This is a genomic window from Rhodothermales bacterium, from assembly GCA_040221055.1.
Taxonomy (GTDB): Bacteria; Bacteroidota; Rhodothermia; order Rhodothermales; family UBA10348; genus 1-14-0-65-60-17.
The window spans coordinates 510177-522499 of record JAVJVN010000014.1; the positions used below are offsets into that span (position 1 = coordinate 510177).

The window sequence follows — 12323 nt, forward strand, 5'->3', positions numbered from 1 at the left end:
GGCCGCGTAGTTTCGGCGTATGGCCGAAAAAGGGTTCGTTCTGCATGGACCAGGGCTCACTGGTCCCGGGTACTGCCGGACAAATGCCTACGCGTGGACGCGTATCTGGCTGAAATCCGAATGCGACTTGCCCCGCTGGAAGGGGACGGTGCCGGTGGCTACGCTGGCCCTCGGACAATCGCTCTGAGGTGCAGTCATGACGCGACGCTATTCGACTCTCCCGCTGGTTTCCGCCTTGTTCATTTTCTTCTCCATGGTCTGGATGGCGCCGGATGCCCGCGCCCAGATCCAATCCGTCCCGGCTGGCGGCTCCTGGACGGACGGAGCCACCTGGGTAGGGGGTGTGGTCCCGGGACCGAACGACCATGCCGTGGTGCGTGGAACCGTGAGTGTCGGCTCGAACGCATCGGTTGGCGCGGTGACCGTGGAAGCGGGATCCATCCTGCAGAATGCGGTCAGCACCGACCGCACCTTGACCGTGAGCGGCAACGTGACCAATCACGGCATCATCCGGAACAGCGTGTCCAATTGGTGGCTGACCCTGCGGATTGGTGGCAACCTCGTCAACAATGGCGAGTGGTCCAACTACCGGACGTATGTGAACGGCGCGGGGGACCAGGTCATGAGCCAGGCCGCCGGGATGACCTTTGCGACCCCGATGACCAGTGAGAAGCCGTCCGGCCGCCTGGTGGCGACGTCGGGGCTGGACTTTTCGTCGTCGTTCTATATGGCGGGCGACGTGCTCGATATGGGTGGTTGGCCGCTGACCTTCCGCGGGGGCGGTTTCGTGGACGGAGGGGTCATCACGACCATGGGTATCCTGACGCAACAGGCCCCGACGCGTTCGGCCGCTGAACGGACCCGGTTCGTGGGCACGACCACCATCCAGCAGACGGTCAATATGGGCCGGGACAACGTGTTCGAGGGGACCGTCATCGTGGAAGGAACCCTGCAGAACGTGAGCGGATGCGATTGCACGACGTATGTGGAGGGCGACGTGGTCAACAACGGCACCGTCCACAATTCGGTGTCGAACTGGTGGAACTACCTGCGCATCCACGGTAACCTGACCAACAACGGCGTGTGGTCGAATCAGCGGACGTACCTCATTGGCACCGGTGACCAGATCGTGACCCAGGCCGCCGGCACCACGTTCGAAGGTCCCATCGAAAGCCTGAAGGAAAGCGGGACCATCCGGGCCGGCAGCAACCTGGATTTCTCGGGTCATCTGGATCTGAATGGCGATCCGATGGCCATGGGCGCGAACACGTTGACATTCCGGGGAAGTGGCTACGTGGATGACGGCGTCATTTCGATGACGGGGGATCTGCAGCAATTCGATGCGCTCCGCGCGGCAACCGAACGGACGCGCTACGTCGGGACCGTCACCATCCGTCAGACGGTCAACATGGGCCGGGACAACGTATTCGAGGGCGCGCTCGTGGTGGCCGATACCCTGCAGAACATCCCGGGATGCGATTGCACCACCTACGTGGAGGGCGATGTCGTCAACAACGGTACCATCCGCAACAGCATTACCAACTGGTGGAACTACCTGCGCATCCACGGGGATGTAACCAACAACGGCGTCTGGACGAACCGGCGGACCTACTTGATTGGCGCCGGTGAGCAGACGCTGACCCACGGGGCCGGGACCACCTTCGAGGGCGACCTGGAAAGCCTGAAAACGACCGGTTTCGTGCGTGCAGGCAGTGACCTGGACCTGTCGGCGCTGTTCGATCTGAACAACGATTCGCTCTATACGGCACAGCATGGCATTACCGTCCGCGGTACAGGGCGTGTGCAGGAGAGCCACGTGTTCATGGATGCGTTCTTCCGGCAGACCGGGACGAACGCCACGGCGGTGTCCGATACGCGCTTCATTGGCACGACCCGGATCCGTGAACGGGTGAGCCTGGGCCGCGGGGTCCGGTTCGCAGGTACTGTTGTGGTGGAGGATACGCTCCAGAACGTACCGGGATGTGACTGCACCGGTACGGTCGAAGGCCACCTCATCAACGAAGGGACCATCCGGAATTCGCAGTCGAACTGGTGGCTGTACCTGAACCTCCAGGGCTCGGTCACGAACCGGGGCGTGGAATGGTCCAATCGCAGCAACTACCTGAACGGCGATGGCATGCGGACCTGGGATGCGCCCGGCGTGACGGCTCCCATGACCGTGAACGGAGGCAACATCGTGCTGACGGGGGACAACCGGATGTCCCGGTTCAACGTCACAGCGGCCAGTGGGCCGGTGGTGGCGTCCGGTGCCCGCTTCCAGGTGCCTCCGGGCAGCTCCGGTCGACTCTTGAATCATGGCGCCGTGTATGTGTACGAAGATGTATCGGCCGGCGGCACGTTCGGCCTGCATCTGTCCGATTTCCGCGTGGCTGCGGCGGCCTTCGATTCGCTCGAAGTCGTGCATCACGGAAACCAGGCTCCGTACTCGTTCTCGAATGCGGTGCGGTCGTACTGGACTATCCGGCGCGTGCCCGCCAGTGCGACGGGCGCCATCGAGTGGATGAACTTCGGCTATCTGGACGACCAACTCGGAAGCAACACCGAGACGGAGTTGCACGTGTTCCATTCGGAGGATGACGGCCGGACGTGGCGTCAGATTTCGTCGGAGGGCAATGTGGAACGGCATCCGGAATCGAACTACCTGCGCGTGCACAGCGTGCCGTCCAGTGGCCTGTTCGCGCTCTCGTCCGACCCCGACATGATCACGGTACTGCCGTCGGTCATCACGTCGGTCATCGGGCGCGACCAGATCCGGCTCGGTCCGCCGAACCGCTACACCATCCACTACGCCAACAACAGCGATGTCCCGACGGGCGACATGATCATGATGCTCCACGTCAACCGGAACATCCATATCGATCACATTGAGCCCTCGGCGCCGGAAGGTGTAAAGGCCGACTGGCTGTACCCAGAGGACTTCGCCATCTATGGCGATTCCACGGTAGCGCCGCCCGATACGGTGGCCTTCCTCATCCTGCAGAGCATGGCGCCGCGCGAAGAACGTTCCTTTGACGTCGTGCTCACGGCCTATCCGGATGGATACGGCAAGGGAATTGTCTTCGTCCCGGCCATCGGTGCCGTCGTATGGTGGGCAGCCGCCGGCCTGACGACCGCCTACGTCACGGACATGACCTTCAACGTGGTGGAAGAGTCGTTCGCGCGGACCGACGGCGCCCGTGCGGTCATCAGTGAGGCGTTCCGCAAGACGAACGCCAAGTGGTTCAGCTTTGAAAAACCGGCCACCGAGTTGGCGAAGGACCTGGCCCTGACGTGGGGGCAGGGCATCATCGGCGGTACGTTGGGCACGGCCGCGGTGGTAGCCGTCAAGGTCGGGGAGGGGCTGTTCAACTGGTTCGCGGCCATTGCCTGCGGCGGGGACCGCTATGTGAACGGTCGCCAGACCATCAGCGCCTGCATTGACAAGCCGGTCGAAAAGGTTACCTCATGGGATCCCAACGAAAAGGTCGGGCCTACGGGATACGGTCCGGGCGGGCATATGACCAGCGCCCAGCGCATGACCTATCAGATCCTGTTCGAGAACAAGGCCGAAGCCACGGCACCGGCGTGGAAGATCGTGATTGACGATACGCTGTCCGCCGCTTTCGATGCCAGCACGGCGCGGTTCGAAGGCGCGTCGCATGAGGGGTTCTCCTTCACCGTCGACGGCCAGGCCCTGCATTGGGAAATCACGGGCATTGAGCTGCCGCCGAACGTAACGCCTCCCGAAGGCGAGGGATACGTCTCCTTCTCGGTCGAAACCGTTCCGGGACTGGCCTCGGGCACCCCGCTCGAAAACCGGGCCGTCATCGTGTTCGATTTCAACCCGCCCATCATGACCAATACGTTCGTGAACACGCTGGACTTCCAGCCGCCCGTGACCACCATGGAGCCGCTGCCGGCCACGGTGACCGGCGGGGAACTGGTGGTCCGCTGGACCGCGACGGACGGTGACGGTGAATCGGGGGTGCACTCCACGAACCTGTTCATGTCGGTGGATGGCGGTGCCTTCCAGTCGGTGGGCGCCACGACGCCCGGTTCAGGCGCCACGTCCATGGCGGTTCCGGTTTCACCCCTGCATGAGTACCGGTTCTACGCCCTGTCGAAGGACCACGTAGGTAACGTGGAAACCGTGCGTCCGGCGCTGGCCACGGTCAGCGTGGTGAGCGGCGTGGCAACAGACAGCGGTGAGCAGCCCATTGAATTCGCGCTCGGACAGGCGTGGCCGAACCCGTTCAATGCCATGACCTCCATTGCCTACTCGGTGCCCGAAAGCGGTCGCACGCGCCTGGTCGTGTACGATGCCGTCGGCCGTCGCGTAGCCACGCTGGTGGACGGCGAGGTCCTGCCGGGCCGGTACAGTGTGCGCTGGGATGCCGGCAACGTCGCCAGCGGCGTCTACTTCTACCGCCTCACCCAGGGCTCGCGCGCCGAGTCCCGCCCGGTGGTGTTGTTGAAGTAGGGGAGACGGGGGCTCAGTTGCTTTACAAATACGTTTGTATACAAATACGATTGTATACAAACGTGTTTGTAATGCAGACGGAAGCGTCAGGTCTATCCCTTCCGTTGGCTCTTGATTTCGGGGCTGAGGATCTCCTCAAGGTAGACCTCAAGCGCAGCGGCCCAGTGGGCGTCGCGTGGATCCGCGGTGATGAGGATGAGCTGGGCACCGTCCATTGATTCCAGCCCGGACATTTTACCCCCCGTGTTATCCTGGATGTGCTCGAAAGCGCGTTTTCTCGCGTTGGTGAAATGGCGGCCGACCTTGATCACGTTGCTTCCGTCGGTCCAGACATAAACTCCGGGCCGGTAAACCCGTGGATCATTGGACGTTCGGGCATCGGACGGCTCCAGCACCAGGAACTCAAACTTGTGGGCCAAAGGACCGAACTCGCGGTTGAAGGCGAGTTTAACGCGTTGTACGGCCGTATTCATGTCATTGCTCGTTTGGCAAGAACTTCTGCCTGCGAGAAAAGCGCCATTTCCAGATCGTATAAGCGGAAATCGCGCGATGTATAGGTTCCAAGCAAGCGCAGGTAGTCGCCATAGGCTTTATCCCGCACAATCCGTCTCCAGGTGTGGGGAGCAGAGCACAGTTTTTTGACGGCGAATTCCGGGCGCGTTGAAAACCCACGCTTCCGTGATTGACTCCAGTCTCCCGTGGTCTTGTTTCGACCGGGCACGTACGGAAACGCCAGTCCACCCGTGACACCCGACAGCAATTGAATTGCATTCAAACTGACCGCCACTCTGGCATCATAAATGGCGTGGGAGTGAGGGTCTGCAATGGCCAGTACCTTGGAAAAGCTGGCAATTCCCTGAAGTGGTGTCTCTGGTCTACTGCTGGACATGCGCACCAGGTAACCATCAAGTGTGGCGGGCTTGTTACCACGGATGCCGCCCCAATCCTTGACTATCCATTCCAAAAGTTCGCGTCGACGATCTGGATTGCGTTGCCAGTGTTCATTCAAGGCATGTTTCAGGGCAACGTTTCGCTCATACGAATTGCGTCCAGCAACATTGTTCACAAATGTGGCACTTGATAGAGGGATGTCCCAATCATACGTGTCGGGAAGAGCCGGTACGCCGAGCCCGGAAAACAGTCCTTGGCCATGGAAAAACTTGTGGAACGCGTCGTGATGAGTCATTTCATAAAATTGGTTGAAGGAATGCGTATTCCGTCCTGAATACCTGCAGGATCCGCCCATCTCCAGCCGCAATAAACGCCTTTCTCATTATAGTAGTCATGATGTTCTCCGTACTTGCGGATGGATGAGACCCGAGTATAGCCATTGTGTTCTTCCGCGTAGCAAGGCTCGTCGAGTCGTGGAGAAGAAAGCGCGTAACAGGTTCCATAGATTGCCCGGTACACGTCTTTCTTTCTGACAGCTTTGCTTAATCTGATTCGGAATACTGGCGCAGGGTATCCTTCCAAGCGACCCTTCAAGACACGCAAGCCGAATTCAGCATCGGGAAAATCATCTTCCTGAAAGTTCAGAATGCCGTCATACAGGACCTCGATCTCTACAATTGTGGCATCCTGGCTGTCCTCTTCTTCCATTTCCCAAGCATTCCAGACAATGCTCAAGCTCAAATTATCACGCAGGTGACGCAACTCTTCAGTCGTGAAGTCATCCAGGATGCAGTCCCACTTGCGCATGGGTATCCGGATGATGAATTGATCGGATCGGCGCAGTTTCTTGCTCATGGGTCAGAGGTCTTGGACAGGAAGAGTACCGGCGGTTTTCATCAGCGGACTTTCTCAAGCTGTCCAATCTTCTCCCAATCTGGATTGGCCTTCAGGACGACGGCAATCATCATAATGTCGTTGCCGGGAGCCATGCTGCTGGCCAAGCGCATATCGGCGGTAATCTGATCGGGAGTGAGCTTGTACATGCCGCCAGCTGCAGCATCGACCACCAGACCGGGCAGACCGCCGAAAACAAGGTTGCCCCACACCCAGCCGCTGGTCTTGCGCGTCAATGTGGTCTCGAACAGCTGATACCCATCCAACTCAATCTGGATGAAGTGGGTGCTTTTTCGTTTAAGATCGAGAACGGCGGGCGTCGTTCCCATCTGTTGACCGTTGACCTTGATGGTGGCCTGGCTCGGCGTGCTTGATATGCCTATATCCTGCGTGGTGCCCTGCATGATGGTTCCGCAACCGAAAAGGAGGAAGGCCGAAAGGAGGGAGACGGAAAAGCGTGTCATGGTCATGACAATGGCCGTGGTTTGGTGAGTGATGAATGCCTAGCGTAAGACCCCGGGTGTGCAGGATGGCTTCACACCAGCGGGCAATTATTGTTGATGTTTCCAGTTTTCCAGGACAGCACGTCCCTTTCTTGAAAGGCGATATCGCTGCTGGACGCTACGCGTTAATTATGGTATGGTCATTCCAATGAGGCCGCTTTCCCGATCCGGCGGCCTGGGACGCCGAATAAACAGCGCTCCGATCCATCCCTTTACTTCCGGTCATAATGCCTTCGTCCGGTGGAAAGAGGTACGTCTTGGTGGTTTTCGGAGCACTGACGTCTATGACGCACTGAGAAGGTGCGCTGCTCTCAGACTTGGGCGCGTCTGAACTCCGAAGACGCTCCGCTCCTCAATTACGTCTCCCAGAGAGGTGCCACAGGCAAATGTGAGGCTTTGTGCCTTTCGAAGAGTGGCTGGGAGCTTGTTATTGATTCCCCGACGGAATTCAACGCAGCGCTGATTGCTCGTATCAAACAGACGATACAGATCTTCCAGCTGATGTTTCCAGATGAGGAGGCCTCGGGAGGGGTGGAGAAGTTCGTCGACGGTGGGAACCGAGACGAAGCCCGTATTATCGGTGCAACGTGGTTCTCCGACGAGGAGCGTCAGAAAGTACGTATCCAAAGCGAAGACGAGGTCCCAGAGTCCCCGGGGATCGCTTTTCGAAATGTGTTCCGACAACACGCAGGGGCCAATTGCAATGGGTGTATCACTCAAATAGCCTTCCAGCACACCGACTTCCAGGTCCGTATAGGCGGCATACCCATATTTGAACGACAGAGGATCTTGGATTTCGGGAAAGATGTGCCGAGTCATTTTTGGCTCTTCAGCCGTCTGCCAAACCTGCTCTTTGATGCTCTTGCCGTTCACGGTACCAGAGAGGTTGCTTTAAAAACCTGCTCTGCCGAACGCAGAACTGCGAGTGTGGCTTTCATGTCCAGAACACCAGTGGAGTCAGTGACCCGGTAGTCGCCTCCCATCAGCGCGACCGTCATCGCCTCGCCGACCCTGCGGCGATCGGGACGAATGACATCGACTCCGTGATCTTCGGCCGCTCTGAGGAGGTGAGACATCCATTCATCGCGCACCTGTCTCCGGTTCGAGGCCTCATCTACATTTATCTTGAAGACGAGCCTATTCTCCTCAAGCTGCATGTATTTGTTCGATGCTCCGTCTCTACGGCCATGCCACCAGAACCCCCAGAAGCCACCCCTCGGATTCGCCACATGTCCCCATTTCCCGTCAATACCAAGGCGCTGCAGTTCACAGAAGAATCCTTGCCATGCGAACCAATTCCAGGTACTGATCGGGGCGGTTCGGAATGCATTTACCTTGGCATCAAGCTGTTCCAGATGGCGACGGAAATCTTGGACAATAGCATTTCCGCATTCTTCTGGATAGGTACTGAGAATGTCGAGCAGTTGCTCCCGCCCGAGAACCTTGTATCCTGACTTCTTCACCGTCTCGTAGGAGCCTTGCTCATGGGTTTGTATGTAGACGGGCAGGATGCTGTCTGCTGAGGTGCCCTTTCCGACGAGCGCATTGACATAGCGAGCAAGTTGATCCGAGTGTTCCGTAGTGCCGACTTTGTCCTCAATGCATATGTGGATATCATCGTTTACCGCGATGAGAACGTCGATATTCTCGTATTGCCGATTGACTTCCACGCTGGAAAGCTCTGCCGGAAGTGGTCGGTCGTGAAGCCGGAACAGCGTCGCCAGAAATTCACGGCCGAGTGCGGTGAGTTGCTGATCATCCGCGTCGTTCTTAGGATCAGCCCACGCGGCAAGCCAGCACAACATGGCATCCTGAGAAAGCTCAGACGTAGCGTAGTGGAACAGGTTGGGTCGGGTCATTTCGAACGTTCGGTGCATGTGGTACGGGTTAGCGAGAAAGGTCCCTGTTCAAGGTATGTTTTTCAGCAGACTGCAGGCCATAGTAGGGAAGGGGTGTGCAGAATAGCTTCAGACCACTCGGAAAATGTGAGGTAACACGTGGGTATTCAGGTCCAGGTTGGGCGGGAATGGATCGGCGTGAAGGTGAACTAAGGAGCGAGATACCTCGTGGCTCCCATCAATTCGTACTATCCGGATATTCGGGATAGTTGCGTAGGGGCGAGTTCTCCTTCCACCTCAATATTGGATAAGTGCTCATTTACAGAAGGAACGACACCTGGAAAAATTCAGCAATCAGTCTCCAGGACAGCCAGACCGTCTGACCTTCAACGCAAAGTGCAGGCGGCTTGCTCAGTCGCGGAAGCTGATGATCTGTCCTTCGGGCAGGTCTGGTCGTGTTATCGATTCAGCCATCTACTAATCTCTTCTCCAATCCACAAATGAAACCCGCGAAAGAATAAGCGCCTTTCCGAATTGGGACACGGGCCGTGTTTATACTGATACGTACCGCGTCTCCACGTCACGTGCTCCTTGCCAAGTAATAGGGTGTGGGTCACGTAAACGGGGACGAGATGACGTAAATGACAGGTCCAGGTGTGAAGCCGCATTGCACACATGTGCTTGTACGTTCGTGCCAACAAACCGAACAAGCCATGTTCATGCTACCGCCAAAATTCCATTTCCAGCGTCCCGTCGCTGTTTTCCTGTTCATTGTACTCGGACTCATGATTGGCCCGAGTGAAGTCCGCGGACAGGAATCACAAGGCACAGGCAACACCATCGAAGAGGCGGACACGCCGTCGTCAGTCTCTGAGCTGATGGCATTTGCATCGTCCGCTTCAGGGCTTTCGGCCACGCCGGACACCCTGCTGGCCGCTTTCACAGGAGGGATTTTCATTGGCAGCCTCGTTTTCCAGTCGGGAGCATCACTGACGAACCTGTTGAGCGTACCGGTAACTATCACCTACGTCCGTCAGCGCAACCACCTGGGCAACGTCAATGCGGAATCGGCCTTTGACAAGGTGGTCCTTCCGGGACAGTCGAATGGCTTCACCGTCTCGTACAACTTCATCCAACCCACTCAGGAGCAGTTTTCCGAATTCGAGTTGGAGTTCACGGTGAGCACGCCCACGGGACAGATCGTACATACCTACAAGAACAATGCGTTGCAATCTCTCGGTCTTTCGGACATTTCGATGGATGCCGGACGTCCCGACACACTGAGTCTTCAGTCGACGTTCCGGAATGGGACAGCACCATTTTCCTACAGCATCCAAAAAAGCAGACCGGGTGCCGTGGGTCATGTTTTTGACGGTGATGGCGTCATCTTCACGCCAAGTACGAGTGGTTCAACCGGCATTACGATTTCTGCGACCGATGCCGCGGGAGATTCCGAAACCGCTCATTTCATCTTGACGGCCGAGTCCGTGCCCACGGCGACCGATGATGAGGTCCAGGTCAATGAAGATGAGTCGGTGGAAATCCTCGTCCTACAAAACGATGTCGACCCGGATGGTCTGGAGCTGTCCGTGGCCGCTGTCCTGACGCCGCCTGTGCACGGCGCCGCTCAATTCACGTCAACGACACTGACGTATACACCTGAAGCCAACTACCACGGCCGGGACAGCCTGCAGTACCAAGTAACCAACGGAGCACGGTCAGCCTCCGCCTGGCTGCGTATTGAGATCACCTCCGTGAACGACATACCTGTCATCACGACCACTACGCTGCCAGATGCCCAGGAGGCAGAGCCGTATTCGTTTCAAGTGGTCGCCACAGACATCGATGGAGACACCATTACGTTCCAGTCAGCAGGACTGCCAGCGGGCCTGACCCTGGACAATGCCGGTCTGATCGCTGGAATGCCATCCAGTGTAACGGCGGGTGAGCACGCCGTTGACGTTACGGCATCTGACAGCGAAAGCTCAGCGTCCGCATCATTTATGATGACCGTCCAACCGCCCCGACCTGTCCCGACCGCCGTTGCCGATACCGTGACAACAAACGAAGACGTCCCCGTGACGTTCAATGTTTTGACGAACGACCACAACCCCAACGGAGATATCCTTACGGCCGTCATAACACAGGAACCACTGAATGGGACGCTACTGGAGCTTGGATCCGGACTAATGCAATTCACTCCGGCTGCGGATTTCAACGGATCAGACGGACTCAGATATTCTTTACAGGACACCAGAGGGAACGCGGATACCACCGATGTCATCCTTGTCGTGTTGCCCGTCAATGACCCGCCAACGGCTGCTGATGATACCGGGCTCGTAGTTTCTGGAGATACCACTACCATTGACGTATTGGCTAACGACACGGACCCGGAAAATGACCCGCTGACTATTACCATTTCCAGAGGGCCTTCAGAAGGGCAAGCGTGGGTAGATGCTGAAAACCGCGTGGTGTATACCGCTCCGAATCCCTTCGAGGGCGCCGTGGAGTTGACCTATACAGCCAGTGATCCGGATGGACTGACAGACACGGCCACTGTGACGATCACGGTCATACAGGCCAACAGGCCGCCAACAGCCTCGGAGATGTACATCCCCCAGCCCGGTCAGCCCCTGGTCCTGTCCGGATCCGAAACGTCACGGGTCGTTTTCGCATGGACTGAATCCGTCGATCCTGACGGAGACGATGTCTCGTATCGCTGGCGACTATTCGAAAGTCTGACAGTCAGCCTTGCGCTTCGTACCCGACACGAACCATTTGCATTCTTTGAAACGGACATGGCGTTCATGCTGGCGATTGTCGATTCGTTGAATGGCGGCTCCGGAGCGGATGTCACGCTGTTCCAATCGGTCGATGCGCTTGCGGGGCTCGATACCACATCTTCGGGTCGGACGCCGCTCTTGGTCCAACGGGGCGTATTTATTGGCATAGACCCCGACGTGCTGCCCGATGAGTTGACCATCGGAACGCCATATCCAAACCCGACCGGTGGCCAGGCCTATCTGGACGTTCGCGCCCCTGGATCCACTGTTATCCAGATGTCGGTATTTGACATACTGGGTCGGGAGGTGTCGGGTGCTGGTGGGGAACATGCCATCACAGCCGGATCGAACCGCCTTCCCATATCCGTCGGTAGGCTGCCACGCGGGCTCTACGTTCTTGAAATGGCCCTTGGCGATAGACAGCGAGAGGTCAGGTATCTCGTCCGGCTATAACTAGACAAGGAATTCGGAGGCGATTCCGCATGAGAGTATTAAGTCCAAATACAGCATAACTGCCGTTGGTACCGTCTCAATGAACAATCATCAGTCTACTTTCCATATGTCCAGAAATTGTGCTGCGTACTATGTACGAACCAGGGGGAACATGGCTGAGGTCTACCGTGACAACATCCGTCGAATATTCGATTTCTGAGGTCCATACGCGCCGACCGAGTACGTCAAATACCTCCAAGGTTGACTGTCCTCGCGAAACGTTGCCCAGAAAAACATTTGCATGGCCCTTGGACGGATTAGGATAAACTGCGAATTGACTGAATCCCTGTGCTTCTTGTTCGGGTCTTCATTTGAGCGTGTGGGTGGCGTAGTTTAGCCAGCATGAGGGACAAAGACCTGTACGCCCGCATTTTGGGCCTCGAAGCGCCTTGGCACGTGACCGAGGTTGACCTCCGAAGAGAGCATGCGTATTCCGGTCGAA

The 12323-nt window shown here is 57.5% G+C and carries 8 protein-coding genes; 2 read left to right on the forward strand and 6 right to left on the reverse strand.

Annotated elements, in window-relative coordinates:
• Nucleotides 1–196: 196 nt before the first annotated feature.
• Complete coding sequence (locus RIE53_09730; protein MEQ9104968.1) at nt 197–4480, forward strand: T9SS type A sorting domain-containing protein; 4284 nt, start codon at nt 197–199, stop codon at nt 4478–4480.
• Between the two features lie 92 nt (nt 4481–4572).
• Here RIE53_09730 and RIE53_09735 read toward each other — a convergent pair whose 3' ends face one another.
• The 6 genes from RIE53_09735 to RIE53_09760 form a co-directional block, all read right to left on the reverse strand.
• The gene (locus tag RIE53_09735; GenBank protein MEQ9104969.1) at nt 4573–4953 is read right to left on the reverse strand and encodes a hypothetical protein; all 381 of its coding nucleotides are present in this window, start codon (nt 4951–4953) and stop codon (nt 4573–4575) included.
• On the reverse strand, nt 4950–5666 hold the full coding sequence (locus RIE53_09740) for a hypothetical protein (protein ID MEQ9104970.1): 717 nt from the start codon (nt 5664–5666) through the stop codon (nt 4950–4952). Before RIE53_09740 ends, RIE53_09735 begins: the two co-directional genes overlap by 4 nt.
• Nucleotides 5663–6226: a hypothetical protein gene (locus RIE53_09745; GenBank protein MEQ9104971.1), complete on the reverse strand. Its 564-nt coding sequence runs from the start codon at nt 6224–6226 to the stop codon at nt 5663–5665. Before RIE53_09745 ends, RIE53_09740 begins: the two co-directional genes overlap by 4 nt.
• 41 nt (nt 6227–6267) lie before the next feature.
• Nucleotides 6268–6735, reverse strand: coding sequence for a PEGA domain-containing protein (locus tag RIE53_09750; GenBank protein MEQ9104972.1), 468 nt, complete (start codon nt 6733–6735; stop codon nt 6268–6270).
• A gap of 315 nt (nt 6736–7050) precedes the next feature.
• Nucleotides 7051–7641, reverse strand: a complete 591-nt coding sequence (locus tag RIE53_09755; GenBank protein MEQ9104973.1) for a hypothetical protein — start codon at nt 7639–7641, stop codon at nt 7051–7053.
• Nucleotides 7638–8645: a PD-(D/E)XK nuclease family protein gene (locus tag RIE53_09760; GenBank protein ID MEQ9104974.1), complete on the reverse strand. Its 1008-nt coding sequence runs from the start codon at nt 8643–8645 to the stop codon at nt 7638–7640. The genes RIE53_09755 and RIE53_09760 overlap by 4 nt, the downstream gene beginning before the upstream one ends.
• Nucleotides 8646–9325: 680 nt before the next feature.
• On the opposite strand from RIE53_09760, the gene RIE53_09765 reads away from it, so the two are divergent.
• A complete protein-coding gene (locus tag RIE53_09765) occupies nt 9326–11842 on the forward strand; it encodes an Ig-like domain-containing protein (protein ID MEQ9104975.1) in 2517 nt (838 codons plus the stop codon).
• Nucleotides 11843–12323 lie beyond the last annotated feature (481 nt).

Coding starts and splice junctions, on each gene's coding strand:
- RIE53_09730 (MEQ9104968.1), top strand. CDS start 197: ATGACGCGACGCTATTCGACTCTCCCGCTGGTTTCCGCCTTGTTCATT.
- RIE53_09735 (MEQ9104969.1), bottom strand. CDS start 4,953: ATGAATACGGCCGTACAACGCGTTAAACTCGCCTTCAACCGCGAGTTC.
- RIE53_09740 (MEQ9104970.1), bottom strand. CDS start 5,666: ATGACTCATCACGACGCGTTCCACAAGTTTTTCCATGGCCAAGGACTG.
- RIE53_09745 (MEQ9104971.1), bottom strand. CDS start 6,226: ATGAGCAAGAAACTGCGCCGATCCGATCAATTCATCATCCGGATACCC.
- RIE53_09750 (MEQ9104972.1), bottom strand. CDS start 6,735: ATGACCATGACACGCTTTTCCGTCTCCCTCCTTTCGGCCTTCCTCCTT.
- RIE53_09760 (MEQ9104974.1), bottom strand. CDS start 8,645: ATGCACCGAACGTTCGAAATGACCCGACCCAACCTGTTCCACTACGCT.
- RIE53_09765 (MEQ9104975.1), top strand. CDS start 9,326: ATGCTACCGCCAAAATTCCATTTCCAGCGTCCCGTCGCTGTTTTCCTG.